Raw genomic sequence first — 26656 nt, 5'->3', positions numbered from 1 at the left:
AACAGTAAGCGGTTACAATTGAGATGAGGACTGGGAGTATATGCCTTATCAAAAAATTTATGTTGGCGTGCGTGAAGGTTTTTGGTGAGCGTTTCTTGAGCCTTTTGATAGTCTTACTGTTACACTGGGATTGGTAGGTAAAAGTCCGGCCGTACAGTGAATGAGAAGCCTTCACATGTACGACGGTATCGTTTGATTGGGGGAGTGATCATGATTCAGGGATTAAAAGATTGGTTATACCTCTTCAACTCCGGGCAAGATTTTCAAAGTTACAATCGGTTTGGCGCCCATGAAGTCGAACCAGGCAAGTGGTCCTTCCTCGTTTGGGCACCGCATGCCCAACAAGTCAAAGTCGAAGGCGACTTCAACGACTGGCAAGGCAGTCCGTTGAAACTGCAAGGCACCACCGGTTGTTGGTACGGTGAGCTTGCAGCCGAAAAAAATCAGTTATACAAGTATCGGATTATCGGTCCTGATGGGATAGCCCATGAGAAGATTGATCCATACGGGTTTGGGTTTGAACGCAAGCCAGGCAGTGCGGCTAAGTTGGTCGATGTGCCGCGTATTACTTGGCATGATGAAGATTGGCTAGCCAAGCGGGCAAAATGGCGTCCGTATGATGAACCGCTTAATATTTACGAAGTCCACTTAGGCTCCTTCATTCGCGACACGAATGCCGGTCCAGATGGTGGTTATATGGCGTATCAAGACGCCATCGACAAGCTGATCCCTTATGTGCAGGAGTTGGGCTACACCCACATTGAGTTTTTACCGTTGATGGAGCATCCGCTTGACGCTTCATGGGGCTATCAGTTAATGGGTTACTTCGCGCCGACGAGCCGGTTCGGCGATCCGCAAGACTTCTTGCGGTTGGTAGATGCGGCTCACACAGCAGGATTAGGCGTCATCATGGACTGGGTACCGGGGCATTTTATCAAAAACACCGATATGTTGGCCCAATTTGATGGCACGCCAACCTTCGAATACACCGATCCGCACCGCGCAGAAAATGTCCGCTGGGGGACTTGGAACTTCGATCTTGGCAAGGCACAAGTGCAGAGTTTCTTAATTTCCAGTGCGATGTATTGGTTGGATCACTGCCACCTTGATGGCTTGCGGGTCGATGCTGTCTCGAACATGTTGTACATGGATTATGACGCTGGCAAGGAAAACGATCGCAACAAGGATGGCGGGCGTGACAACCTTGAAGGCATTGCCTTTATCAAGCAATTGAATACAAAGATTTTTGCCAAACATCCAGATGTGCTCATGATGGCTGAAGAAAGCTCCGCCTATCCGCAAGTTTCAGCACCGATTGATACTGGCGGCTTAGGGTTTAACTACAAGTGGAACATGGGCTGGATGAATGACACGCTGAAGTTCTTCGAGCAGGATCCGGTTTATCGCCACAGTGATATGAATTTATTGACGTTTTCATTCATGTATATGTATAACGAGCAATTCGTCTTACCGTTTTCACACGATGAAGTTGTCCATGGCAAAAAGAGCCTGATGCACAAAATGCCGGGAGATCGGTATAACCAGTTTGCTAATCTCCGGACGATGTATGTGTGGCAGGCAACATTCCCTGGTAAACAGCTATTATTCATGGGCAGCGAGTGGGGGCAGTTTCTTGAATGGCGCGACTGGAGCGAGCTGGAGTGGACCGATCTTAAAGACCCAATGAATAAGAAGATGCAGCATTTCACCACCACACTAAATCATCTTTATAAAGCTCGGCCAAGTTTGTGGCAACAAGATCATGAACCCGACGGCATCAAAATCACGATTGCCGATGAACCGGATGTGCTGAGTTACATCCGTTATGGCAAACAAAATGATGACTTTACGGTAGTGGCCATGAATCTGGTGCCAGTTCAAAAAGATCATTTCCGCGTGCCAGTTCCTAGTCCGGGAACGTACGAGATTATTTTAAATACTGAGGATGCGGCTTTTGGCGGTACATGGACCAAGTGGCAGCAGACCTTGACTGCTGAGATTGGCGAAAACCATGACGTTCCTGCATGGCTTGACGTCATTTTACCAGCAATGGGCGCTTTGTTGATTAAACCAAAACAGCTGAAGCCGTTGCCGAAAAAACCGTTGGCACTTAAAGGCAAGCAGCCAACCAAGGCATTACCGAAACACGAAACACCGTTGTCACTCGCCGGTCATCAACGGCAACCGATTAGTCATCAAGAAGACTGGGGCACATCGCCAGCGCGGTCGCAACCACGTGACATTAGCAAAGTTAACCATCAGCAATCGAAGAAGTTAGGGGGGAAGGCGCACAATGCGCCGCAATCATGAGTACTGAAATGTTGGGAATGATTTTAGCCGGAGGGCAGGGAACCCGTTTAGGGAAACTGACCAAAACGACGGCTAAGCCTTCGGTGCCATTCGGAGGTAGATATCGGATTATTGATTTTACTCTGAGTAATTTAGCTAATTCAGGGGTCAACACCGCGGGGGTCATTACCCAGTATCAACCGCTTGAGCTGAATCGCCATATTCAAAATGGTGCCAGCTGGGGGCTTAATGAACGCGGTGCCGGTGTGACCATCCTGCAGCCTTACGCTTCAAGTGAAGGCGAAAAGTTCTTTGAAGGCACGGCGCATGCGATTTATCAAAATATCGCTTATATTGACTCCTACAATCCGCAATATTTGTTAATCCTTTCAGGGGATCACATTTATAAAATGGATTATCAAGCGATGCTGGATTATCACAAGGCCAAGAAGGCTTCATTGACCGTTGCTGTCATGCCGGTTGAAAAAGAAGAAGCCAAACGCTTCGGCATCATGAACACCGATGACACGGACCGGATTATTGAATTTGAAGAGAAGCCAGCCAAGCCAAAGAGTAACTTAGCTTCGATGGGGATTTACATTTTCAACTGGCCGACGTTGAAACAATATTTGACCGAAAGTTATGCAACAGATGGTGCCATGGAAGACTTTGGTCATGACGTGATTCCAGCTTACCTGACGCATAATGAAGCCAGCTATGCTTATGCCTTCCGCGGTTACTGGAAGGATGTCGGGACGATTCAGAGTCTGTGGGAAGCTAACATGGAATTCTTGAATCCTAACAATCCATTGAACATTGGCAATCGCAACTGGCGGATCTTCAGTCAAAACGAGGCGCTGCCGCCAATGTTCCTGACCAAGACCGCCAAAGTTGCTGGCTCCATGATTGTTGACGGCTGCTATGTCGCAGGTTCAATTCAGCACAGTATTTTGAGTCAAAACGTTAAAATCGGTGAAGGCTCCGTGATCAAGGACAGCATGATCATGCCAAACGCCGTTATTGGTAAGAACGTGACTGTCGATCATGCCATTGTCGGTGAAAATGCGATTATTGGGGACAATGGTAAAGTTGTCGGCAAACCGAATGAAATTAGCGTTGTTGGTTATGGGGAAGTTTTAGGAAGGACTGAAAAAGAATGAGAAAAGGCGATTTAGCAGCAATTATTGATCTGAATGAACCAGACGACCAAATTCAGCCGCTGACAGCAGCCCGCCCGATCGGTACCTTGCCGTTTGCTGGCCGCTACCGTCTCATCGATTTTCCACTGTCATCATTGGATCATGCCAATGTGCGCAGCGTGGCGATTTTCCTGCCAAAGTCCGGTCGTAGTGTCACGGACCACATTCGTAGCGGGTCGACTTGGAACATGGATCAGATTACTGGTGGTATTTTCACGTATCCGTATATGGCTGGCCGCGACTATGAAGATCCAAAATTACGCGCGCGGTATTTTGACGACTATCTGCAATTTCTGCGCAAAAGCAGCGCGCAGTACACGATTATCATGGGTACGCAAAATGTGGCCAATGTCGATGTCGATGCCATCGTTGCCTATCACCAAGCTGGTGAGAGTCCGGTGACGGCGGTTTACAAGAATTTGCCGGAAGAAGCGATGAAGCCGGAAGATTTAACGTTGGATATGACGGAGCTTGGCACGGCTAGCTCAGTTGTCCCAGCATCGGAAAATCGTGGGCATCTCAAGGAAGGTAAGATCCCGGCGTTCATGGATATTTATCTGATCGGGACGATTGACTTGATTGATCTTCTGACGGATGCCTCCGAAGCGCCAACATTCAAACGGTTGCCGCAAATTCTACGTGAAGCCGTACTGGAAAATAATGCTAACGCGTTTGAATATACTGGTTTTCTGGCGAAACTGAATACGATTCAGCGGTATTTTGACGCGAACATGAGCATGTTGGAAGACCAAAACTATCAAGCGTTGCTTTATAGTGCTAATTCGATTGAAACGAAGAATAAGAATGAAATTCCGACCTTCTATTCAACCGAATCCAAGGTGACCAACAGCTTGTTAGGTACTGGTGACTTCATTGAAGGTACGGTCGATAATTCGATTCTCTTCAGAAATGTGCATATTCATCGTGATGCAGTGGTTGATCACAGTATTGTGATGCAAGGCAGTAAGATTGGCACAGGCTCCAGTGTGAAGTATGCGATCCTAGACAAAGGTGTGGTCATTGGGCCAAACCTTGCGTTGGAAGGGACCCCTGAGGAGCCATTGGTCTTTTCGAAGAATCAGAAAGTCTTTCAGCCAGATGGCCAGGGGGTGACGGCCCGTGCTTAAAGTACTCTTTACAGCTGCGGAAAGTGCGCCGTTTTATAAAACAGGCGGTTTAGGGGATGTAAGCTATGCCTTGCCTAAAGCAATTAAGAAGCAAGGTGTGGACATTCGGGTTGCCATTCCATTTTATGAAAAGAAGTTCCCGGCGAAGTATCTGCCTAAGGTGAAGGATTTGACCCATTTCACCTTGGAGATGGGTGGCCGTCCAGTTTACGTTGGCCTTAAAACAATTAAACTCGGGGATGTCACGTACTATCTCATTGATAATCGGCAGTATTTTGATCGGGATGGCTTGTACGGTTACTGGGATGACGGCGGCCGGTTTGGTTATTTCCAAATGGCCGTGATTGAAATGCTTCAGGTGATTGAATGGATTCCAGATGTCATTCATGCCAACGATTGGCACACAGCTTTCATTCCGGTGCTATTAAAAGAAAAGTATGGTTGGATCAAGCCGTATCAACAGATTAAGACACAACTGACGATTCACAATCTGCAATTCCAAGGCTGGTTCCCGCCGTCAACGTTAGCGACCGTTTTTGGTATTGGCCGTGAAGGTTTCAACGACGATGGCTTTGGTCAAGACGGGTCAATCAATTGGCTTAAGGGCGGGATTAATTACGCCGATCTTGTGTCGACGGTTAGCCCGAGTTACGCCAAAGAAATTCAAACACCAGCCTTTGGCGAGCATTTGGATGGCACCTTACGAAAACAAAGTGGTAAACTGGTCGGGATTCTGAATGGGATTGATTCTGAAGTCTATAATCCAGCCACTGATCAGAATCTGGCTTATAATTACGACGCCAAGAATTTGGCTGGCAAGGCCAAAGATAAAAAGGCTTTGCAAGACGAGATGCATTTACCAAAGAGGACTGATCCGCTTTTTGCGATGGTCAGTCGCTTGACCCGGCAAAAAGGGGCTGATCTCTTAGTTGATGCTTTGGAGAATTTCTTAGTTCAAAATAATGTACAGGTCGTGGTTCTTGGTACTGGCGATCAAGATCTGGAAGAAGATTTGTCATCATTGCAGGATCGGTTCCCTGGCCAATTGGCGGTGCGGATTGATTTTGATGAAGGCTTAGCGCAGCGGATTTATGCCGGCGCCGATTACTTCATGATGCCAAGCGCCTTTGAACCAAGCGGCTTGGCACAAATGATGGCGATGCGCTATGGCACGCTGCCAATTGTGCATGAAACTGGTGGTTTACGTGACTCAGTTCTAGCCTATAACGCTGAAACTGGCGCTGGTGATGGGTTTAGTTTCTGGGATTACAACGCAGGCGTGCTCACAAACATTCTGCGCATGGCGAAGAGTGTTTATGCGGATCAGCCAAAAGTCTATGCTAAGTTGCAACAACATGCGATGGTGAAGGACTTTGACTGGCACCATTCCGCAGCTGAGTATTTGAAAGGTTATCAACGCATTCTGGGCAAAGCATGAGGTGACAACAGCGAGGTCGTGTCGGGATCAGTCGGAAGGCAGGCGAGGCGTAGATGCGTCAAACCGGCTGGCAAGGTGACCCGATCCGACCTCGTTTTGTTTATCAAAATGAGTTTCGGCTCGTTTTGGAGTCGCCGTGGGTACGACGACATGGTGTCACTCCCGGGGTGCGTTGCGTTTAAAAGTTGCTGTATTTAATTTGGTGAGGTGTGTTTATGTCATTAACAAAGGAACAATTCATTACAGAATTCAAAGATATTGCTTTGAAGCTGTATGCAGCACCGCTCGATGACCTGTCCACCCAACAGCTTTATCAGGCGTTGGCACTATTAACGCGGTCATATATTGGCCAACCTTGGGCCGAAACCAAGAAACGTTACGATCAGGAGGAGACGAAACAGGTCTTCTACTTTTCAATTGAGTTTCTGCCAGGCCGACTGCTGCAGTCGAATTTGCTAAATCTTGGCATTCTGAGTGAAGTTGAAGCAGGGTTGAATGAGTTGGGACTGCGACCGCAGAAAATTTTTGATGCTGAAGCAGATCCAGGTTTAGGCAATGGTGGTTTAGGTCGGTTGGCATCAGCGTTTATGGATGCCATGGCTAGTGTCGGCATGGCTGGCAACGGCAATGGTATTCGCTACCAGTATGGCTTGTTTAAGCAGGCATTTGTTAACGGCTATCAAGTGGAGCTGCCAGATGATTGGATGCGGAATGGTTTTGCGTGGGAAACCCGTAAAGAAAATCGCGCAGTCACGGTTAAATTCGGCGGCTGGGTTGAGTTACGCCCAAGTCGTAGCGGCAATCTGCGGGTGACCTATCACAATACTGACGATGTATTGGCTGTACCATACGATGTGGCCATGGTGGGGTACCACAATCAGGTGGTGAATAACCTGCGTCTGTGGTCTGCTGAAGCACCGATCAATGCCGGCACCGATTTTACGTTGGAACAAAAAGAACGGATCAATCAGATTACACAGATTCTTTATCCTGACGATTCCGATGCATCCGGCAAGCAGCTGCGATTGCGGCAGGAGTACTTCTTTACCAGTGCTGGGATTCAAAGCATCGTCCGCCATTATCGCCGAACCCACAACAGCATGGCCGGGTTTGCAGATCGCGTTGCCATTCATATCAATGATACCCATCCGGCAATGGCAATTCCGGAGCTGATGCGGGTGTTAATGGATGATGAGCATGTTAGCTGGGACGAAGCTTGGCGCATTACGCTCAAGGTGATGAGCTACACGAACCATACGTTGTTGTCAGAGGCGCTGGAAGTTTGGCCAATTGATATGTTCAGCGGCATGGTACCGCGAATCTATCAAATCATTCAGGAAATCGATCGCCGCTTCCGGCTGGTTTTCGTGCCGCAATTTGGTCAAGCAATGATTGATCGGATTGCGCCGCTTGGTAACGGACAGGTGCGGATGGCCTATCTCGCATCAATTGGTTCCCATGCGATCAATGGCGTGGCCCCAATTCATAGTGAGTTGCTTAAAAAAGACGTCCTGCATGACTTGTATCAAATCTTTCCAGAACGGTTCAATAACAAGACAAACGGCATCACGCCGCGGCGTTGGATTCAAATTGGCGATCGACCGCTTTCCCACCTTTTGGATAAAAAAATTGGGACAACTTGGCGGAAAAACCCGTTGGCATTGCGGCAGTTGCATGACTTCGCCGATGATACCCGGTTTCTCGACGATTTGAATGCTGCTAAGGCCGAAAATAAACGAGCATTGGCGAAGTATATTGATCAAGTTGTGCGCGTCAAAGTTGATCCTGATGCCATTTTTGATGTGCAGATCAAACGTCTGCACGCGTATAAACGGCAATTATTGCATGTCTTAGGGATTCTCGATGCTTACTTGGCGATCAAACGTGGCGAAAAACGACCAAAGCGTTTGCACATTTTTGGCGCTAAAGCTGCGCCAAGTTACGTTTATGCCAAGGAAATCATTAAGGTTATGAATGCAGTTGCCGATTTGGTCAACGGTGATCCAGATGTCAGCAAGTACTTGCAAGTTGTTTTCTTGCCGAATTATGGTGTCACCATGGCTGAAAAGATTATTCCTGCGGCCGATATTTCTGAACAAATTTCCACAGCCGGTAAGGAAGCCAGCGGCACCAGTAACATGAAGCTGATGAGTGCTGGTGCCTTGACCTTGGCGACGCTTGATGGCGCAAATATCGAGATCAAGGATGCCGTGGGTGATGACAACGTTGAGATTTTTGGGTTGACAGAGGAAGAAATTGCCGGTTATTACCAGCGTGGCGATTATCATGCTCGCGACTTTTACGATCAAGATTCACGCTTGCACGCCGCACTGGATATGCTGGTCAATGGGCAGATCCCGGGGATTGAAACAGAAGGTCGTGACATTTTCAATTCGTTGTTGACTTACAACGATGAATACTTCGTGTTGGCCGATTTTGAAAGTTATCTGGCTGCGAACGAAAGACTGGATAAGCTTTATCAACAACCGCGCATTTGGGCCAAAAAGGCGTTGGCTAATATTGCCGAAAGTGGCCGATTCTCGGCTGACTTTACGGTTCAACGTTATGGTCGCGAGATTTGGCATGTGGTGGCAAAGACACCAGAAGATGATCACGAGGCTTAAAGCGGTCATACAGAGGCTACTTTTGATGATTGTTTTTTAGATAACATGCAGAAAGTTGGCCGCGCAGCCACCAGCCTGAATCGCCGCGACGCCAGCTCGGACTTATCGGAAACACTCGATGTAGAATAGCATCTGATCAGCATGCCTTGGCGCTCATTGTTATCAATCCAGCTATCGGTTGCGTGATTAATGAAGGTTCATTTATCGGTTTTGAGAACGTTTCGTGTACATGACACATGGAGGAACACAATGTTTCAATTTGATTCATTTACCGATCGCCGACCTTTTGGCGCGGTGCAAAAAGGCACGGCTGTCACATTGACGGCACAGGCTGATGGTGCGGTGACACAAGCCACACTTGTCATCATGCCAGACGAACATTGCGATCAAACGCAATCCTTGCCGATGACGAAAAGCCCTAACGGCTACACAGTGACGTTTACGCCTCCTAATGACGGTCTTTGGTTTTATCATTTTGAGTTGCAAAGCGACAATGGCCGGGAACGCTTTGGTGCAGTCGGCGGTGGCTTTGGCGGGCTTGGTCAGCTTTACCCGGAAAATGTGGATGTGGTTAATTATCAGATGACCGTTGTGACCGCATTTGATCCCGTTCCGGCGTGGTATCAAAATGCCCGTTTTTATCACATCTTCGTAGATCGCTTCAATAATGGGAATGCTGACGGTCACGTGAATGCTCCGAAGGAAAACTCTTTTCTGTATGGGCGAAAAACCGATCGGCCCATGTATATTCGCGGGAACGATGGCGAGATCATTCGCTGGGATTTTTACGGCGGTAATCTGACTGGCATTCAACAAAAGCTGCCATTATTGGCAGCCCGTGGCATCAACGCCTTATATTTAAGTCCAATTTTTCAGGCGCGGAGCAATCATCGGTATGACACCGGCGATTATTTCGCAATTGATGAAGTTTTAGGTTCGCTGCATGACTTTAAGCAGTTTTTGGCGGCAGCGCATCAGTTGGGGATGCATGTCATTCTTGATGGCGTGTTTAACCACGTCGGCGCTGATAGCCGCTACTTCAATGCCGTCAATGAATATTCAGACGTGGGTGCGGCCAATAGCTTGGATTCCCCATATGCCTCGTGGTTTTCATTCAAGCGATTTCCTGATGACTACAATAGCTGGTGGGGCGTGAAGGATCTGCCAGCCATTAATAAGGATAATCAAGACTTTCATGACTTCATTGCGGCTAAAAAAGGTTCGGTGATCAGTTATTGGACTGACTTAGGCGTTGATGGGTGGCGCTTGGATGTTGCCGATGAATTGATGGACGATTTTATCCGGCAGATTCGCAGCACGCTTGATCAATTTCCGGAGCGGGTGCTGATCGGCGAAGTCTGGGAGGATGCCTCCAATAAACAGGCTTATGGCAAGCGGCGGCAATATTTTGAAGGCGGCGAATTGAATGCAGTCATGAATTATCCGCTGCGATCCATGTTGATTGCCTTGACAAATGGGCAGTTAAACGCGGCAGGATTTGTGCGTCAATTGATGACGTTGAAAGAGAATTATCCAACAAATGCGTTTGCGTTCAATTTCAACAACATTGGCAGTCATGATACACCACGGATTTTAACGATGTTGGATGGTGATCGGCGTAAGTTGCAGTTTATCGTCTCGCTATTTTACTGGCTGCCTGGGGTGCCGTGCCTTTACTACGGGGATGAGGCCGGGTTAACTGGCGGTAAAGACCCGGATAACCGCGCCTTTTATCCGTGGGGCCATGAAGATCAGGCTGTTTTGGATATTTATCAAATCGCGCTTCAGACCCGCATTGATCAGCCAGCCTTGGCTGCAGGTGCCGCTTTTTTCCCATTTACGTTTGAAGACAGTTTTGGCTTCGTCCGCCAAAATGATACCCAAACGCTGGTAGTTCTGGCCAATCCAACTGGATCACCGCAAGTGTTACAGGATCCGCATGCTGAATTAGTGCCAAAAAGTTTGCGCGCTTTATTACCAGTAGGCACGATGGTACCGGCAGGCGGTGTGATTTGGCAGCAAATTTAACGCTTATGTTATTGTTATGAATGCTGTGACGGCGCTTCGAGCCCAAAAACCGGTCTCGAAGTCGCCTAACAACATCAGCGACAAAGCCCGGTCGCTGTGTTGTTTGCACGGCTGAGCCCCATCTGGCCTACGATTGCTCCGCCTTGGCACTAATATCTTTAAAATTCCAATAGATTACAATAAGAAAAGGCAAACAGTTTCCGCTTTACAGTGGAATTTGTTTGCCTTTTTGATGATTATGAGTGATGTCCCAAACTATTATGTCTGAAGACAACGGTGGCTAAGGTTTACATGGTGACGGCCAAGGTTTCGCGCAGGCCGCTGGTTTGGTAAACGCGGGTATCTTTAGTAACGAAGATGGCTTCCTCACCCTCGGCTTCAACGGCATCGTAACCGGCAGGGATACCAGCATAGAATCCAATGGAGGATAACACATCACCGATCAGGCCACTATCGGCCACGACGGTAATGCTGGCCATGTCTGATTCGACGGGATAGCCTGTGTTGGGATCAAGCAAATGGTGATATTCTTTGCCGTTGATCTCTGAGTGCCGCTCATAAATACCAGTCGTCACGACGGCTTTAGGGGTGGTTGTCAAGGTGGCGATACTGCGTTTTCCCGGTGTCCGCGGGTCAGTGATTGGCCACTGCCATAACGGTACACCGCTGGCTGCATTACCGACGAGCCGCTGATTACCACCTAAGTCAATCAGCCCACCTTCAACGCCGGTTTTGTCCCAAAGATCATAGACTTGATCGACAATGAAACCTTTGGCGATACCGCCAAGATCAAGGGCCATGCCGGGTTTGGTCAGAAAAACAGTTTGATTTTCTGAATCAAGCTCGACAAGATCGGGATCAGTCAAAGCAAGCGCGGCAGTGACTTCTTCGGCAGTCGGAACATGGGCATCATCGAAACCGATGCGCCAAAGTTTGACGATCGGGCCGATTAAGGCGTTGTAACCTAATCCGCGTTTGCTCCAGGCGATCGCTTGAGCAATCAGATTGAACACAGGGCGAACCGGAATGTGAACAGGTTCTTTGCCGGCCTGCTTGTTGATCAAAGTCAGCAGGGATGCTTCATCATACAGCGATAATAAATGGGCATAAGCATTGATCATGCTGATGCTTTGATTCAATAGTTCATTAGCACCATCTGCATAAACGGTAAGCGTGTTATCCGCACCCAAACCATGAAAAGTGGTCGTCGTGGTCATATTGGCACCTCCAAAAATAATCGATTGACATGCATTCAGTATGAACGGTTTGCATATTGGTTGCAATCGTTACGATTTCAGGTAATATTCGTTATGAGTGAAATTTGATGCATACCGTGTTCTAAAGACGCAAGTTTCCGCAATCGTAAACGCGTTTATAAGGAGGCCATCATAATGGCGGCATATAGCTCTGCGCAACAAGAGGCTTTAAAAGAGTTTAAGCAAGATATTGGACATCTCAATGCGTTATCGAATTCAAGTCGACAAAAATTGATTATGATTTTGGGAACGGCAGACAATGATACAGGCTTAAAAGTCAACGACTTGGCTGATGCTATCGGTTTGTCACAGCCAGCGACCTCGCACCATCTGAAGCATCTCAAAGACATTGGCATGGTTGGCTCACGTCGCGAAGGCAATATGGTTTATTATTATCTGACCTTAGATGACACCATTGCTCGATTGGAACGATTGACAAGCGCTTTGAAGCGGCAAAACGAAAACGGCTGATATGAACGATGCTTGATAAAACCCGGCTATTGCTGGGCTTTTTTTATTGTTATGAAAAATTTTGTAAGAAAGCGCTCTCGCTATCATTTTGTAAAGTTATAACCAGTCACCGGTGCGTTATTTGAATTATAATAGCCTTTAATAAACAAATTAATTTATTCAGGAGGATGTCGCATGGATGCTGGTCGAAATATTTTAAAAGATGAACAACGCCGGTTTGCCCGCCTGAAAAGTGCCCAGCATGCTGCTGCACTGAATCTGATTGTATATGGCGGGTTGACCGTGGCAGAATTGTGGATCGCGCAGGTAGCTCATTCTCGGGCATTGGCTGCGGATGGGTTGAATAACCTGACTGGTGTGGCCTCTGCGTTGATTTTACTTTGGGGTTTGCAGATTTCCCAACAACGGCCTGACAGTGAACACCGATTTGGCCACTGGCGCTTTCAAACCATCGCAACACTCTTTTCTGGCTTAATCATGCTCGTCGTCGGTCTAGATGTTGTCATTGACGGCTATCACGGTCTGCAAGCTTGGTATCAAGGTAAGCTGCAGGTTCCCGGAGAACTTGCGGTTTATGTTAGCTTAGCGGCAGGATTGGCAATGGGCACCGTTTCACTGATTAACCATATTAGGGCGAAGCAATTGGACAGCAGTGTTTTGCGAGCGGCGGCCAAGGACAGCTTTGCCGACGCTGTGACCAGCGGTGGCACGTTACTCGCCATCTTAGGTGCCAAAGCTGGCTGGCTTTGGCTGGATGGTGGCGCAGCGGTGGCCGTTGGTTGTTTGATTTTATATGCGGCTTGGACTATCCTGCGAGAGTCCATTTTTGAATTAACAGATGGATTCGACACCAAAAAAATTGCTGCCTACCGCCAAACCATCAGTGCAGTCCCAGGTGTCAAAGGCGTTCAAAGTATTGAAGCACGATATGCAGGCGATGCTGTCTTGCTAACCATCGGTATTCGTGTCAATCCCAATATGACCGTAGCCGATTCCTATGATCTAGGAGAGCGCGTCGAACGCAGGCTCATGGATGAATACGATATTCTAGACGCTGACGTCAAAGCCTATCCAGCCGATCGAGATCCAAAAGAAGCACCACAAGACCCGCAAAAGTGAAAAGTTAGACGCACTTCAGAAGTGCTGCGTCATTAGCGCGAACTCCGGAAGAATGTCTAAAAAGAATAGAACCGTTCGCCTACATGTGTTAAGATCTAAACCATAAAGTCACCAGATGAGCCGCAGTAGTGGTCCTAGGCAGGTCTAAGAAAAACGGTGGTTGCTGCAAACCGTTCCGCCTTTGATCACGAATTACACCTCAATGAAAGCCTGGTTAACGGGTCATGCCGATATCCATTAGAGTGATGCAAAGCATAATGTGGGTGGTACCGCGGTGAAAATCGTCCCTGATCGTTGAAGATCAGGGGCTTTTTTTATGCCATTGTGAATGACCTTGACCAACGATCTAGACGTTGCCATCCTGCATCTCAGCTCACAGGTAGCGGTAAATTCTGGCAAAGACAAATTTTAGTCAAGAGCGTGAACTGGCGTGCTTAAAAGTTAAATGTAAGCGCCTTTTGGCCATAATAGCCCCAAGGCGCTTACACAGCGGTTGCTGTGCCAGCAAATGTGTTTAGGGAGGAACAAGTAACATGACAGACAGAGGCAAAATTTTAGACGAATTAAAGTGGCGTGGGGCGTTGAATCAATTAACCGATGAAGATGGTCTGCGGAAACTGACCGAGGAAAAAGCAGTCAGTGTCTACTGTGGCACCGATCCGACTGGTGATTCACTACATGTTGGCCATTTGATTCCGTTCATGATTCTCAAACGGTTTCAACTTCTGGGCCATCGTCCCGTGATTGTCATTGGTGGGGGCACTGGCTCGATTGGCGATCCATCCGGGCGTAATTCCGAGCGGGTCTTGCAAACCATGGACACGATTGCTGCAAATAAAAAGAAATTGACCGCCCAAATGGAGAACCTATTCGGAACCGATGATTTTCGGATTGTCGATAATTATGATTGGTTATCGAAATTATCCATGCTTGATTTTCTGCGGGATTATGGCAAGCTTTTTTCCGTTAACAGTATGCTAAATAAAGAAGTCGTCGCCAGTCGTTTGGAAAACGGCATCTCGTACACGGAATTCACGTATCAGATTCTGCAGTCGGTCGATTTCCTGCACTTGTTCAAACACGAAGATGTTCAATTGCAAATTGGCGGGGCCGATCAGTGGGGCAATATTACGGCTGGGATCGATTTGATTCATCGCATCGAGGGACCAGAAGCCCGTGCTTATGGTCTAACCAATCCATTGATGTTGAAGGCTGACGGTACCAAGTTCGGTAAGTCTGCTGGCGGCGCCGTTTGGCTTGATCCGGAGAAGACGTCACCTTACGAGTTCTATCAGTTCTGGTTCAATCAGGATGATGCCGATGTCGAGAAGTTCCTCAAGTTCTTCACGTTCTTGTCGCGCGATGCTATTGCCGAATTGGTTGAAGCAACGAAAACACACCCGGAAAAACGTGAAGCACAGCGTGAATTGGCGCGTGCGGTGACAAAGTTTGTCCACGGTCAAAAAGCGGTTGATCAGGCCGAAAACATCAGTGCTGCCCTTTTTTCCGGTGATGTCGCTGAGCTGAGTGCTGATGATATCAAGCAGGGATTCAAGCAGTTTCCAACAGTTGAGGCACCAGAAACTGCAGAAAACATTGTGACTTGGTTAGTCGACACTACCAAAATCGAACCAAGCCGCCGTCAAGCCCGCGAAGACATTCAAAATGGTGCGATCACGATCAACGGTACACGTCAGCGGGAGCTCGATTTCGAGGTTGATCCGAGCACTCATTTTGATGGCCAATATGTCATCGTTCGGCGTGGTAAAAAGCGGTACTTTTTAGTCGATATCAAGGCGGCAAAGTAACCCCGTAAGTCGCATGATTGGTATAGCCAATTGACTATTAAACAATAACTGTTAATAAAAATGACGACTAGCGATTTAGGCCAGTGATAAAACAAACGTTTATCACTGGTCTTTTTTTGTGCGTTCGACGCTCTTTTTCCTCTTGAAAATTACTGAAATAAAAAATCTTTATGAACTTCCTTATATCAAACCATGACAATATGTTGAAGAAAGTATTCTGATAGTAAACATGCTGTAACGAGACTGTAACAGTCCAGTGTTAATGTAGCAGTTGTGAACAAAACGAAAGCAGGAGTGACGATAAAGATGAAATTAAAGCAATTAGTTACAGGCTTTATCACAGTTGCAACATTGGCTGGGGTTGGGGTTTCAGGGGTGGCTGCCACAACAGTTAAAGCTGATGACGATAAGTCTAGTTTGACTGCCAAGAATGATGCCTTGCTCAAGCAAATCCAAACGGCAAATGAAAAAACCGCGAAGTTGAGCAATGATGTTTCTAACAAAGCATTAGACATTAAGAATGCTGAAGAAAAAATTAGTGCTAGTCAGGCTAAAATTGCCTCTTACAACCAACAAATTGTTAAGGCGCAAGTCGAAGTCGGCAAGCGTAAAGACAATCTGAAGGAACAATTGATTTCATTGCAAAAGCAGGTTGGTAATTCAGTTACAGGCAATATCTATTTTGACTTTGTTTTGAATTCAAACAGCCTTACAGATCTTGTTGGTCGTTCACTGACGGTCAACAAACTTAGCCAAGCCAGTGCAGAAGCATTGCAGGCGGTTAAGGATTCACAGGCCAAAGTTAAGACCCTGCAAACTGAACAAGAAGCCAAGCAAGAAACACTTGTTGCGACAAAGAGCCAGTTGGAAAGCGACAAGGCTAAAATCGAAAGCTTAAAGAGTGATGCTGAAAAATCTGCATCCGATTTACAGCAAACACTTGAAGCTAACAAAGATAAGTTGGCTCAGTTGGCCGCCAGCGAAGATGCTGCTAAAGCTGCCGCAGCAACCGCTGCTGTTGCCGCAACACCATCTGCTTCTTCAACCAGCACCGCCTCAAGCAGTGCAGCTTCAAGTAGTGTTAACACCAGCACCAATACCAGCACCACCAGTGCTTCTTCAAGCGCCAGCGCTTCACAGGCACCTGCTTCAAACAATAGCTCAGTTTCAGTTTCCGGTGGCAGTATTGCTAGCAACGCTGCTAAGTATATCGGTGTTCCGTACGTTTATGGCGGCACTTCACCATCAGGCTTTGACTGCTCAGGTTTGATCTACTATGCAGCTAAAGAAGCTGGGATCAGCTTGCCACGGACTTCGCAAGCTCAAAGTACGCTTGGCTCATACGTTTCCGTTTCTGACTTAAAGGCCGGTGACTTGGTCTTCTGGGGCGGCGTTGGTAGTGCTTACCACGTTGGTATTTACATTGGCGGTGGCCAATATCTGCACGCACCAGCTCCTGGTCAAAACGTTACAATTCAGAGCATGGCATACTTCGCACCAAGCTTTGGTCGTCGTCTGTAAAAATATCGTTCACATCCTGCAATAGCATTTGAAAGGTCGATCAAGCGTGATCGATCTTTTTTTCTACTCTAAGCAAAGCATTCTTTTATAAAGGAGGACACACGCCATGGTGACAATTACTGATCAAAAACCAACTATGCCCGAGGTTTTGGCACTTTATAAAAGTGTCGGTTGGAGCATGTATACTCGCGATCCTGCGCGACTTGAACGGGCACTGACCCATTCATTGACGGTGTTAAGTGCCTATGAGGGCAAACAGTTAGTTGGCTTAATCCGGGCAGTCGGTGACGGCGAAACCATTCTTTTTATTCAGGATCTGTTGGTTTTGCCAGAATATCAGCGTCGAGGTATCGGCAAACAATTAATAGAAGCTTTGCTGGCGCGGTTCCCTGAAGTGCGGCAGCGGGTTTTATTGACGGACGATGATCCGAAAACGCGAAGCTTTTATAAAGCCGCTGGGTTTGTGGAGAGTCAACAAATGGGCGTGATTGCTTTTTATCATGATCAGCATTAGCCATTCTTAGTTGGCAACAGCGTTATTGATAAACCGAATCAATCAACCTGTTTTCAAGCTGACGAATCCGCGCTGATTTGGTACAATCGAGGCAATCATTTAAGAGGAGGCTGATCATGAAAGCTGCGCATAAGTTGATTGTGATCACTGGGGCAACAGGGACTGGCAAAACGACGGTGAGTGGTTATCTTCGCGATAATTATCGCATCCACCGCGTGATGACGCACACCACCCGTCCGGCGCGCACAGGGGAAAAGAATGGGGTCGATTACTATTTCGAAACACCGGCGAGTTTTGCGACCAAACATTTTATCGAAAAAGTCACTTATGCTGGTTATGAGTACGGTTCCTCCCATGAATCGCTTGAAAAAAACTGGACCAAGCATCCCTTCCTTAGTATTGTTCTAGACACAAAAGGTGCCATTACCTATGTGCGTGAGTTGCCAAAGGAGGTCGTGGTCTTATTTTTAACAATTGATAACCCAACGGTATTAAAAGATCGGTTGTTGAGCCGTGGTGATGATCCTGCCATGGTTGCTGCGCGGTTGAAAAGTCCGGAATATAAACGCGATTTAACCTTGCCAGACGAACTAAAGCCGTTTGCCACTGTGATCAAAAATGACAGTTGGGATGAGGCGCGCGAGCAAGTGGATCAATTTATGAAAACCTTGGCTTTGAAAAGTTGCGGCCTTGCCCGCATCGATTTAGAACAAAAATAAGGCGCGAGCACCGGTGATCATCACCGTGGCTCGCGCCTTGCTACATTTTGTTTGAATAATGCGATAAAATTACTTGACTGGTTTCTTAACGGCTTTAATCACGCGTTTTGCCCGTGAACGGGTTTTCGGGTTTTTACTCTTCAACCGCCGTGCTGCGGATGCGTAGTCAGTTTTTTCTGCCATATTGCTTCCTCCTGTTTTGCGTGGTACACTAATGATTGATTAATCGTAATCAATACGATTTAATAGTCTACACGCCATTAATCAAAGTGTCAAGCTAAAGGAGTTCGCATGGATAACACAACGATTGCATTAGAAGAATTGAAACAGCACGGTTATCGCGTGACCAAGCAGCGTGAATCGATGGTTGATTATCTCGGCAGGAATCAGCATCGCTACACGGCGGTGACGATACTGGATCGTTATATGCGTACCCAATTTCCGGGAGTCTCTCACGATACTATTTATCGAAATGTCAAATCATTTATTGAGATGGGCATTGTTGAAAGCCGGATGCAAGATGATCAGATTGTTGTGAAATTACAGTGTGATTTCCAGCATCCGCATCACCACCACTTTATTTGTACAAATTGCGGGAAAGTGATCGAGTTGAAAATGTGTCCACTCAATTACTTCGAGAAACAAGTGCCGGGTGCAAAAATTCAAAGTCATAATTTTGAACTTTATGGGCTGTGTGCGGAATGCCAGCAACATGCAGACCGCCTTAAAAATGCCTAAGCGACAGGCGAGCATGTACATGTTGATGTATGTGCTTTTTTTATGAACGCAGGCGGCAGCGCTTTGAAGACACGGCGTCAGCGGAATGCGCCCCGAATGAGTTGAGGTGGAAGACGTTTAGGTGTACGTTGTCGGCTTCTTCCATCTTTGAATGGGAGCGTGTTATCAGGCCAGACATGACCACCATTTAAAGACCCCGGAAATGGCAACCTTGTCATCTTAGCAAGAACTTAAATGGTATCATCTAGTTATTGAGGTACAATTAAACGATGGATGAAAGGAGCTGGCTTCATGGCTTATCGTACCCCGCCATTATTACCACCGACTGCGATTGTGTCACTCATTGTTTTGATCAGTGCATATAACATTGTGAACACGATTAATCCGGTGAACCAACCAAAATCGGCGACTGAGCAAAGTGAATTGGTATCAAAAATAAAATCAGAATCTGCCTCGCGTGCTGGTCAGTCCGCGTCGTCACATGTTGCACCGAGTCAAGCTTCGGCGTCGCGGCAACCAGAGGCTAGCCAATCGCAGGCTGAAACTAGCAATCAAGATCAAAATGATGATAACAGCACCGTGAGTTCGGCTGCTTCAACGCAGGAACCAAGCAGCTCAGACACAACGTCAACCCCGTCTGCTTCTGCCTCAACAAGCGCAACAACGCCTAGTGAGCAGAATAATAATCAAAATAGTCAAGAAACAGACACAACCGGCTCTGGTGGTCAGTAACTCGCGGAAAGGATGAGATCATGTTAACTGTTATTGATATAATCAACCGCGTGTTGGGCTATTTTAACGTTGCCGACAAACCCAAGGGGAAAGCCTTCACGTGGGTGGCACTCATTGCCAACTTCTATTTACTATATGTGGCGATTCAAAACCTGCGCTATCCGGACTTTCGCATTCGCGGCGCACTGTTTATGCTTGCATTTGTTGTCTTTTTGTATTTTATTGGCTTGAACTTCTTATATTATTTTACAAATAAGACAACGAAGTTTGACATTTCACCCAAGGTTGAAAAATGGCTTGGCAGTAACGCTGCCAAAAAAACCGCTGTCGAAAATGAATTGCGCACACAATTGGGTGCAGCACCGGCCCAAGGCGTTTTTTCACAAGATCAATTGCTGACGGCCGATGTCACCATGACGGAGGAACAGCAAGCCAATTTGGATACGCTTGTCGATAGCCTCGTTAAACAAGGTGTGCTGAGTTTGAATTATCAAGGACTAGATGACAAAGCCGTTGGTCGTGTGGCGCAGGAGACGCAACAACCGGTTCTGGCGATTGGCGCACCGTTCCCGTTGCCATTCTTTGATCTACAGCACCTAGACAGTAAGCTTGTCATCACGGGCGGCTTGAATGCCTTAATGGCCAAGCCACTGGCCACCGTTGATCGGGTTGGTTTGTTGCCGGTCAAAGCGGCGCAGCGTGACTATCATCTTGTGGTTGCCAATGTCTTTTTGATCGGTGGTGAACAGAAGCTGCTGGGTCGAAGCGGCTTACGCAAGGAAGCGCAACCTTACAGTTTAACCGTGCAGTTGGCGTATCAGGACAAGGCAACTACTGGTGATCGGCAGCCTGAGCATGAGGCGGAGCCTTTGGATTCACAACACACAACGCGCGAAAGCCAACGCGAAACTGCTAAGATGACCAATGAGCCAGCCCCGTCAACCTCGCAGGCTGCATCCAAGCCCTTGCCGACTCGCGAAAGCAGACGGCATCGCCACGATGAATAAACTGTTATGAAATAGTTGTGCCATCAATTGAAAAAAGGCTACAGTCAGGACGACGTTACTTTTCTAGAAACGCAAAAGTGACGTTGGCCTGATTTTTTTGAGTGTGCGTTCGGTGATTAACCAGCGGCGGGCAATCAAGATAACTGTCCTTTTGAATGGTAGCAAGGCAATCATAACGTTTTAGGACTGATTCATTTGTCATAGAAGGGTAGCTACTGACGTCTGAGCGGTTTTAGATACCAGTGATCACAAGACCTTTTAAAACTTCATAGAACGCTCAGAAGTCCCAAATAAAGGCGATGAGAAGCTCTTCAAAGCAAAAAGGTTGTCATAATGAATAAGAAATATTTGCGCATTATTAAGTTTCTCTGTAAAATCCATGATAAGCATCAGTGAACCCAAGGAGGTCCTCGAACATGTCAATGATCGAATTTCATGACGTTAATAAGTACTTTGGTAAATTTCATGCTTTAAAGAATATCAATCTCACAGTTGATCGTGGTGAAGTTGTCACCATCATTGGGCCGTCTGGATCCGGCAAAAGTACCTTACTTCGTTGCATCAATGGGCTGGAGCGGATCACATCTGGACAACTAATCGTGAATGATTTTGACCTAGCTGACAAGAAAACCGATATGAACCGCATTCGCAAAAATGTGGGGATGGTTTTCCAGCATTTTAACCTGTATGCCAATAAGAATGTGTTGCAAAACGTGACCTTAGGACCAGATTTGGTTCTGAAACGAAATAAGCAAGAAGTTGAGCAGGAAGCGCATGATCTGTTGAAAATGGTTGGCCTCGAAAATAAAGCCGACAGTTTCCCAGGTGAGCTTTCTGGTGGACAGCAACAGCGGGTAGCTATCGCCCGCAGTTTGGCGATGAAACCTAAAGCTATTTTGTTTGACGAACCGACCAGTGCACTGGATCCGGAAATGATCGGCGATGTGCTGGATGTGATGCAGAAAATTGCCGAACAGGGGATGACCATGGTGGTTGTCACTCACGAAATGGGCTTTGCTCGTCACGTCGGTAATCGGATTGTCTTTATGGATGACGGCCAGATTCTGGTTGACTCGGCCAATGTCGATCAATTCTTTGATGATCCTCAAGAACCACGGGCCAAGGAATTTCTCAGTAAAATTATTAACCACTAAGGGCGTGAGCTGGGCGGTGAAAATGGCGTATAAACGGCCTTGAAAGTGATGGCCTTGGCCACTACGATCAAGTTCCTTATGCGCAGATTTCTACGCCAGCGATCGCGTTTAAAGAGGAGGAAGTTGAATGGCAAAATTGTGGAAACGCATGCTCCTGCCGTTGCTCTTAGTGTTGTTAATGATGCCACTAAGTAGTTGCGGCAAAAGTGTCGCCGATCGCGATATTTTAACAACTGCCAAGACGACAAATACGATTGTCTGGGGTGTTAAAGCTGACACCCGTTTGTTTGGACTGATGGATATCAAAACCGGTAAAATTGAAGGTTTTGATGTCGATATGGCTAAGGCAATCACGAAGCAGATCCTTGGTAGCAAAGGCAAGGCCCAACTGGTCCAGGTCACCAGTGATACTCGGGTGCCGATGATCAAAGGCGGCAACGTCGATGCGGTGATTGCAACGATGACAATTACGCCAGAACGTCAAAAGATTTTGGATTTTTCCGATGTTTACTTCAACGCTGGCCAAAGTATTTTGGTTAAAAAAGGCAGCCCGATTAAGTCCGTCAAAGACTTGAAGAAGGGGACAAAGGTCATCGGGGTGCAAGGCTCCAATTCCGTTGACAACGTTAAAAAGGCCGCACCAGATACCACCGTTTTGCAGTTGTCTGATTATGCGCAGGCTTTTACTGCGCTGAAGTCAGGGCAAGGCGATGCACTCACGACTGACAATGGCATTCTTTATGGGATGTCCGAACAAGATCCAAATTATATCGTCACAGGCGGTACCTTTACGAAGGAGCCTTATGGGATTGCGATCAACAAGGGTCAAAAACCATTTGTGCGGGCTGTCAATAAGGCGATTAAGCAACTTAAGCAAAACGGCACCTATGCCAAGTTAATTAAGAAGTGGTTTGGCGACGTGCCAGGCTTCAGTCTCAAGGAGGTGGAATAGCATGTGGTCAATTCTCACCAATAACTGGGGAACCTTTATGTCCGGTGTCGGTTACACACTGGCTTCCAGCATTCTCGGCTTGATTGGCAGTTTAATTGTTGGTACCTTGTTCGCACTCCTAGAAATTTCGCCATTCAAGAGTTTGCGGGTGATCGGGCGCATTTACGTTGAAATAGTGCGGAATATCCCGCTGCTAGTTATTACATTGGCTTTTTACGTGATCGTACCGCAGTTCATCGTTAAAATTGACGGTTTTACGGCTGGGACGATTGGTTTGCTGATTTACACCAGTGCATTCATCGCAGAAACGGTGCGTGCCGGCATCGAAGCTGTGCCAGGCGGGCAAATGGAAGGCGCTCGTAGCATTGGTATGACGTACAATCAAGCGATGATCCAGATTATTTTCCCGCAGGCTTTTAAAATGGTTATTCCGCCATTGGGCAATCAGTTCATCAACTTGGTCAAGAACAGTTCTGTCCTCGCTTTTGTTGCTGGGTTTGACCTGATGTACCAAGGCAAACTGATCGCCGCCACGACGTTTTCCACCTTCGATACGTACCTGATCGTTGGGGTATTCTACCTCGTGTTGACGATGCCACTAAGTTATCTGATGCGATATCTTGAGAAAAAATGGGTCACCGCCTAGAAAGGAGCAGGGCTTATGCATAATTTTATTGACGCGTATTCATGGATTAACCTGCGTTACCTGCTTCAAGGACTAGGGGTGACACTGGAAGTTTCGATTGTCTCGATATTTTTTAGCTTTATTCTGGGCGTGATTCTTGGCCTAGCACGTTACGTGAAAATTAAATATTTTTCAGCAATTGTAGGTTTTGTGATTGATTTGATTCGAAATCTGCCATTACTGCTGATTTTGTTCTTCACTTATTTTGCCTTACCTGACATTGGCATTCGCTTGAATGTTGTCGCTGCGGCGATTATCGCCATGAGCATTTTCGAATCGGCCATGCTCGCCGAAATCGTCCGGTCCGGCATTAACGCGGTGCCGCGTGGCCAGATGGAAGCCGCTCGCAGCAATGGGCTCACGTTCTATCAAGCCATGCGCTACATCATCATGCCACAAGCTTTGAAGAAAATGATTCCGCCAATCGTCAGCCAGTTTATCTCGCTGGTCAAGGACACATCGCTGGCCACCATCATTCTCTTGCCAGAAGCAACCTACCACGCGCAAATTATTTATGGGCAGAATATCAACTATATGATTCCGATGTTTGTGGCGCTGGCAGTGATGTACTTCGTGGTCAACTATGCCTTGTCACTGGCAAGTCGTTGGTTGGATCGGCGGCTCGTGCAGTCGAATTAGGTTTATGTTAGACTTTTAAACGTCGCACACGTGGCGGCGTTTTTTAGTATTTTGTGAACAAACGGCTAATGACGTGGTTGTATGTTTTAGCTGTGATATGATGTTGATGTGTTTAAATTGAAGTAATGGAGGCTACTACTTTGAGCAGCTACTTAGTGACTGGCGGAGCCGGTTTTATTGGAGCTAACTTAACCGAACTTTTGCTAACGGATCCATCTAATAAAGTTGTTATTGTGGATGATTTATCAATGGGGTTAAAACGAAATATCCCAAAATCTGATCGGGTGACTTTCTTTGAGCACAGCATTACCGATCATGATTTTATGTCAAAGTTGTTGATCGATGAGCACTTTGATTATATTGTCTTATTGGCGGCGATTGCTAGTGTTGCTGATTCCGTTGAGCGACCTTATGAGACGCATCAGGTTAATCAAGAAGCTAATCTAAGTATGCTAGAAACGCTGCGTGTCAATAAGATCCCATTTAAGAAACTATATTTTGCAAGTTCTGCAGCTGTTTATGGTGACTCACCAGAGCTACCGAAGAAAGAAACAATGGCGGTTAAACCATTAACTCAATATGCAGTTGATAAGTTTGCAACAGAACGTGAAGTCCTTAATTATGGTCGTCTATACAACATGCCTGTTGTTTGCACGCGTTTCTTCAATGTTTATGGCCCTAAACAAAATCCAAAATCACCATACAGTGGTGTTTTGTCAATCATGATGGATTCTCTTAAAGATGGTAAGCCATTCACTTTTTTCGGCGACGGCGAACAAACACGCGACTTTATCTATGTTGGCGATGTTGTCAGGGCAATTCGCGGTTTAGTGGAGACGCCAGATGCTCGTGATGATGTGTTTAACGTTGCCAATGGCCAGCAAACAACATTAAATCAGGTGGCTGCCGCGCTAGAAAATTTGACCGGCAAAAAACTAGACGCAACTCATAAGGCTCCTCGTCTTGGTGATATTCGAGACTCATATGCAGATGCAAGTAAGATCGATCACTTTGATTTTATGCAACATACGTCATTAAGTGAAGGCTTAGCGAAATATGTTGCGTCTGTTCAAGATAAGGCTTAATTATTAATTGCTGGTGATATGTAAGGGGTTTTTCAACATCTCTGATTGATGACAGCTTTCAGAGATGTTTTTATGTCACTGTAGGTATTTTAATTTCCTTAATTTACAGACCGGTATGCATCATCAATAAATTTACTTTAACAGTTGTATTTGGCCACTATAATTGATAACTTTGGAGATTTGTTCATGGCAAAACATCAGGCTCGTAACTTTAGATTCAAATTTCTTCTCGCGATGCTCATTGGTATTCTTATCGGTGGTTTGTGCAGCTTTGCCTATTATCATTTTGAAATCGTTCCACGAAAACAACAAGAAGTAGAAAAAATACGTCAAAAGTATGAGGCGGAACTTGTTGTTCAACGGGCGCAAGCGCAGCGTTACAAAAATGCCGCCAAAAAAGATAATTCACAAGACACTGCTTATCAAAAGGAAGTATCAACGACTGAGGGTAAAACCTTTGAGCAGCAGTTAGAGAATAAGGGCTTTGTGGGGTCCGCTCTTATTATTAAAAATGGCCAGATTATTTTAAATAAAGGATTTGGTTATGCAGATGCTAATCAAGGAAGAAAGAATGGGCCACAAACACTATTTCAAATTGGCTCAATCCAGAAAGGGCTGACGGCGGCCCTGTTAATGAAACTGGTTGAACAGGGCAAGGTGAAGCTATCAGATCCCGTTGGAAAATATCTTTCTGGTATTCGTACAGGAAATCAAGTGACGTTGAGAATGATGCTTGATATGCGAAGTGGCTTTCGACTTTCCACTTTGCAGAATCAAGTGTTGTCTGATGACGGGATTGTGCGGTGGTCCATCGAAAATATGCAGTATTATCCCCAAGAGTACTCTTATCAACCTGTTAATTTTGCCCTTTTGGCCGGCGTCATCGAAAAAGTTTCTGGAAAATCGTACAATGAGCTTGTTCAAAAGGAAATCATTAATAAAATTGGATTGTATAATACTGGCTTCATGCCGGGACTGTTGAAAGAACCAAATAGGGCGATTAGTTATACTGGCTCTGGTGAAAAGGCTGTCTACACAAATCCCTATACACAATCCGAAGTTGGGTATAATCGAGAACTTGGAACAGGCAACATTTATGCGACAACTGGGGATCTGTTTAAAATGTTAAACGGTATTGATCAAGGCCAGGTTTTTAAAAAATCTAATCTTGCTAAATTACGTGATCGTGGTGATGGACAATATACTGCTGGAGTTTATAACTACGACACGTACACGATGAGTCAAGGAGTTGTCGGTGCCCAAGCGGCAACAACAGCAATTGACAACAGTGGTAAGAATGCGGTTGTCTTGATGAGCAATAACATTTTACAAGGCATGGTATTACACAACTACGCGCAGCCATTTTTGGAAACGATTATGAAAACAAACTAATGTCACGATATGGACTTTGAAGAGCCTTCGCAAAGTTGAAATTGAAAATATATGAATTTTGGTCGGTGATGGTTGAATAGTACGCGTAATAAGTGGTCTTCACACCATATAAATTGTAAAGCACATTGCGACTTTTTTTAATTTTTGAAGGTCAATTAC

General features: G+C 46.3%; 23 protein-coding genes. 21 read left to right on the top strand and 2 right to left on the bottom strand.

The window, feature by feature from the left end; all coding sequences use genetic code 11:
- Window positions 1-210 precede the first annotated feature (210 nt).
- The 6 genes from glgB to ACWPAB_RS08275 all read left to right on the top strand — a co-directional run bounded on the left by glgB (window position 211) and on the right by ACWPAB_RS08275 (window position 10705).
- Window positions 211-2310, top strand: coding sequence for a 1,4-alpha-glucan branching protein GlgB (glgB, locus tag ACWPAB_RS08300; RefSeq protein WP_016381889.1), 2100 nt, complete (start codon window positions 211-213; stop codon window positions 2308-2310).
- Window positions 2307-3449 (top strand): glucose-1-phosphate adenylyltransferase, encoded by a 1143-nt coding sequence (locus ACWPAB_RS08295; protein ID WP_003659327.1) that lies wholly within the window; start codon window positions 2307-2309, stop codon window positions 3447-3449. The genes glgB and ACWPAB_RS08295 overlap by 4 nt, the downstream gene beginning before the upstream one ends.
- Window positions 3446-4615 carry a glucose-1-phosphate adenylyltransferase subunit GlgD gene (glgD, locus tag ACWPAB_RS08290; RefSeq protein ID WP_003580106.1) on the top strand — a complete coding sequence of 390 codons (1170 nt, stop codon included), beginning with the start codon at window positions 3446-3448 and terminating at the stop codon, window positions 4613-4615. Before ACWPAB_RS08295 ends, glgD begins: the two co-directional genes overlap by 4 nt.
- Window positions 4608-6053, top strand: coding sequence for a glycogen synthase GlgA (gene glgA, locus ACWPAB_RS08285; RefSeq protein ID WP_003580102.1), 1446 nt, complete (start codon window positions 4608-4610; stop codon window positions 6051-6053). Before glgD ends, glgA begins: the two co-directional genes overlap by 8 nt.
- Window positions 6054-6268: 215 nt before the next feature.
- Window positions 6269-8677: a glycogen/starch/alpha-glucan phosphorylase gene (locus tag ACWPAB_RS08280; protein ID WP_016381890.1), complete on the top strand. Its 2409-nt coding sequence runs from the start codon at window positions 6269-6271 to the stop codon at window positions 8675-8677.
- 249 nt (window positions 8678-8926) lie between these two features.
- The gene (locus ACWPAB_RS08275) at window positions 8927-10705 is read left to right on the top strand and encodes a glycoside hydrolase family 13 protein (protein ID WP_003580099.1); all 1779 of its coding nucleotides are present in this window, start codon (window positions 8927-8929) and stop codon (window positions 10703-10705) included.
- A 287-nt stretch (window positions 10706-10992) separates the two neighbouring features.
- Here ACWPAB_RS08275 and ACWPAB_RS08270 read toward each other — a convergent pair whose 3' ends face one another.
- The gene (locus tag ACWPAB_RS08270) at window positions 10993-11922 is read right to left on the bottom strand and encodes an FAD:protein FMN transferase (protein ID WP_003580097.1); all 930 of its coding nucleotides are present in this window, start codon (window positions 11920-11922) and stop codon (window positions 10993-10995) included.
- A 174-nt stretch (window positions 11923-12096) separates the two neighbouring features.
- Between ACWPAB_RS08270 and ACWPAB_RS08265 the strand changes: the two genes are divergently transcribed.
- The 6 genes from ACWPAB_RS08265 (at window position 12097) to ACWPAB_RS08240 (ending at window position 18113) form a co-directional block, all read left to right on the top strand.
- Window positions 12097-12432, top strand: a complete 336-nt coding sequence (locus ACWPAB_RS08265; RefSeq protein ID WP_003566600.1) for an ArsR/SmtB family transcription factor — start codon at window positions 12097-12099, stop codon at window positions 12430-12432.
- Between the two features lie 174 nt (window positions 12433-12606).
- Window positions 12607-13551 carry a cation diffusion facilitator family transporter gene (locus ACWPAB_RS08260; RefSeq protein ID WP_016381891.1) on the top strand — a complete coding sequence of 315 codons (945 nt, stop codon included), beginning with the start codon at window positions 12607-12609 and terminating at the stop codon, window positions 13549-13551.
- 533 nt (window positions 13552-14084) lie between these two features.
- Complete coding sequence (gene tyrS / locus ACWPAB_RS08255) at window positions 14085-15359, top strand: tyrosine--tRNA ligase (protein ID WP_003570829.1); 1275 nt, start codon at window positions 14085-14087, stop codon at window positions 15357-15359.
- A 306-nt stretch (window positions 15360-15665) separates the two neighbouring features.
- On the top strand, window positions 15666-16880 hold the full coding sequence (locus ACWPAB_RS08250) for a C40 family peptidase (RefSeq protein WP_003580093.1): 1215 nt from the start codon (window positions 15666-15668) through the stop codon (window positions 16878-16880).
- 106 nt (window positions 16881-16986) lie between these two features.
- Window positions 16987-17394 carry a GNAT family N-acetyltransferase gene (locus ACWPAB_RS08245; protein ID WP_003580091.1) on the top strand — a complete coding sequence of 136 codons (408 nt, stop codon included), beginning with the start codon at window positions 16987-16989 and terminating at the stop codon, window positions 17392-17394.
- Between the two features lie 116 nt (window positions 17395-17510).
- Complete coding sequence (locus ACWPAB_RS08240) at window positions 17511-18113, top strand: nucleoside/nucleotide kinase family protein (RefSeq protein WP_003585182.1); 603 nt, start codon at window positions 17511-17513, stop codon at window positions 18111-18113.
- A 69-nt stretch (window positions 18114-18182) separates the two neighbouring features.
- On the opposite strand, the gene ACWPAB_RS08235 is transcribed toward ACWPAB_RS08240, so the two are convergent.
- Complete coding sequence (locus ACWPAB_RS08235) at window positions 18183-18296, bottom strand: putative metal homeostasis protein (RefSeq protein WP_003566579.1); 114 nt, start codon at window positions 18294-18296, stop codon at window positions 18183-18185.
- A gap of 108 nt (window positions 18297-18404) precedes the next feature.
- Between ACWPAB_RS08235 and ACWPAB_RS08230 the strand changes: the two genes are divergently transcribed.
- The 9 genes from ACWPAB_RS08230 (at window position 18405) to ACWPAB_RS08190 (ending at window position 26497) form a co-directional block, all read left to right on the top strand.
- Complete coding sequence (locus ACWPAB_RS08230; protein WP_003566577.1) at window positions 18405-18851, top strand: Fur family transcriptional regulator; 447 nt, start codon at window positions 18405-18407, stop codon at window positions 18849-18851.
- 291 nt (window positions 18852-19142) lie between these two features.
- A complete protein-coding gene (locus ACWPAB_RS08225) occupies window positions 19143-19583 on the top strand; it encodes a hypothetical protein (protein ID WP_003580085.1) in 441 nt (146 codons plus the stop codon).
- A 20-nt stretch (window positions 19584-19603) separates the two neighbouring features.
- Entirely contained in the window at window positions 19604-20590 is a 987-nt protein-coding gene (locus ACWPAB_RS08220; RefSeq protein ID WP_003580083.1) for a DUF6681 family protein, read from the top strand.
- Between the two features lie 416 nt (window positions 20591-21006).
- Window positions 21007-21744 carry an amino acid ABC transporter ATP-binding protein gene (locus tag ACWPAB_RS08215; RefSeq protein ID WP_003566570.1) on the top strand — a complete coding sequence of 246 codons (738 nt, stop codon included), beginning with the start codon at window positions 21007-21009 and terminating at the stop codon, window positions 21742-21744.
- A gap of 127 nt (window positions 21745-21871) precedes the next feature.
- Window positions 21872-22696 (top strand): glutamate ABC transporter substrate-binding protein, encoded by an 825-nt coding sequence (locus tag ACWPAB_RS08210; protein WP_003585179.1) that lies wholly within the window; start codon window positions 21872-21874, stop codon window positions 22694-22696.
- A 1-nt stretch (window position 22697) separates the two neighbouring features.
- Window positions 22698-23342, top strand: a complete 645-nt coding sequence (locus ACWPAB_RS08205) for an amino acid ABC transporter permease (RefSeq protein ID WP_003580078.1) — start codon at window positions 22698-22700, stop codon at window positions 23340-23342.
- 15 nt (window positions 23343-23357) lie between these two features.
- Window positions 23358-24020: an amino acid ABC transporter permease gene (locus tag ACWPAB_RS08200; protein ID WP_003575766.1), complete on the top strand. Its 663-nt coding sequence runs from the start codon at window positions 23358-23360 to the stop codon at window positions 24018-24020.
- 125 nt (window positions 24021-24145) lie between these two features.
- Window positions 24146-25105 (top strand): NAD-dependent epimerase/dehydratase family protein, encoded by a 960-nt coding sequence (locus tag ACWPAB_RS08195; RefSeq protein WP_172618962.1) that lies wholly within the window; start codon window positions 24146-24148, stop codon window positions 25103-25105.
- Window positions 25106-25291: 186 nt separating this feature from the next.
- Window positions 25292-26497, top strand: a complete 1206-nt coding sequence (locus tag ACWPAB_RS08190) for a serine hydrolase domain-containing protein (protein ID WP_016382161.1) — start codon at window positions 25292-25294, stop codon at window positions 26495-26497.
- Window positions 26498-26656 lie beyond the last annotated feature (159 nt).

The organism is Lacticaseibacillus sp. 30, assembly GCF_053819265.1.
This window is presented reverse-complemented; position numbering and strand designations above follow the sequence as displayed.

Excerpts from the sequence above, each read along its gene's own strand:
- ACWPAB_RS08240 (WP_003585182.1), top strand. The coding sequence starts at position 17,511 with ATGAAAGCTGCGCATAAGTTGATTGTGATCACTGGGGCAACAGGGACT.
- glgB (WP_016381889.1), top strand. The coding sequence starts at position 211 with ATGATTCAGGGATTAAAAGATTGGTTATACCTCTTCAACTCCGGGCAA.
- tyrS (WP_003570829.1), top strand. The coding sequence starts at position 14,085 with ATGACAGACAGAGGCAAAATTTTAGACGAATTAAAGTGGCGTGGGGCG.
- ACWPAB_RS08205 (WP_003580078.1), top strand. The coding sequence starts at position 22,698 with ATGTGGTCAATTCTCACCAATAACTGGGGAACCTTTATGTCCGGTGTC.
- ACWPAB_RS08210 (WP_003585179.1), top strand. The coding sequence starts at position 21,872 with ATGGCAAAATTGTGGAAACGCATGCTCCTGCCGTTGCTCTTAGTGTTG.
- ACWPAB_RS08215 (WP_003566570.1), top strand. The coding sequence starts at position 21,007 with ATGTCAATGATCGAATTTCATGACGTTAATAAGTACTTTGGTAAATTT.
- ACWPAB_RS08295 (WP_003659327.1), top strand. The coding sequence starts at position 2,307 with ATGAGTACTGAAATGTTGGGAATGATTTTAGCCGGAGGGCAGGGAACC.
- ACWPAB_RS08265 (WP_003566600.1), top strand. The coding sequence starts at position 12,097 with ATGGCGGCATATAGCTCTGCGCAACAAGAGGCTTTAAAAGAGTTTAAG.
- glgD (WP_003580106.1), top strand. The coding sequence starts at position 3,446 with ATGAGAAAAGGCGATTTAGCAGCAATTATTGATCTGAATGAACCAGAC.
- ACWPAB_RS08225 (WP_003580085.1), top strand. The coding sequence starts at position 19,143 with ATGGCTTATCGTACCCCGCCATTATTACCACCGACTGCGATTGTGTCA.
- ACWPAB_RS08235 (WP_003566579.1), bottom strand. The coding sequence starts at position 18,296 with ATGGCAGAAAAAACTGACTACGCATCCGCAGCACGGCGGTTGAAGAGT.
- ACWPAB_RS08190 (WP_016382161.1), top strand. The coding sequence starts at position 25,292 with ATGGCAAAACATCAGGCTCGTAACTTTAGATTCAAATTTCTTCTCGCG.
- ACWPAB_RS08260 (WP_016381891.1), top strand. The coding sequence starts at position 12,607 with ATGGATGCTGGTCGAAATATTTTAAAAGATGAACAACGCCGGTTTGCC.
- ACWPAB_RS08230 (WP_003566577.1), top strand. The coding sequence starts at position 18,405 with ATGGATAACACAACGATTGCATTAGAAGAATTGAAACAGCACGGTTAT.
- ACWPAB_RS08275 (WP_003580099.1), top strand. The coding sequence starts at position 8,927 with ATGTTTCAATTTGATTCATTTACCGATCGCCGACCTTTTGGCGCGGTG.
- ACWPAB_RS08245 (WP_003580091.1), top strand. The coding sequence starts at position 16,987 with ATGGTGACAATTACTGATCAAAAACCAACTATGCCCGAGGTTTTGGCA.
- ACWPAB_RS08270 (WP_003580097.1), bottom strand. The coding sequence starts at position 11,922 with ATGACCACGACGACCACTTTTCATGGTTTGGGTGCGGATAACACGCTT.
- ACWPAB_RS08250 (WP_003580093.1), top strand. The coding sequence starts at position 15,666 with ATGAAATTAAAGCAATTAGTTACAGGCTTTATCACAGTTGCAACATTG.
- ACWPAB_RS08220 (WP_003580083.1), top strand. The coding sequence starts at position 19,604 with ATGTTAACTGTTATTGATATAATCAACCGCGTGTTGGGCTATTTTAAC.
- ACWPAB_RS08195 (WP_172618962.1), top strand. The coding sequence starts at position 24,146 with ATGGAGGCTACTACTTTGAGCAGCTACTTAGTGACTGGCGGAGCCGGT.
- ACWPAB_RS08200 (WP_003575766.1), top strand. The coding sequence starts at position 23,358 with ATGCATAATTTTATTGACGCGTATTCATGGATTAACCTGCGTTACCTG.
- ACWPAB_RS08280 (WP_016381890.1), top strand. The coding sequence starts at position 6,269 with ATGTCATTAACAAAGGAACAATTCATTACAGAATTCAAAGATATTGCT.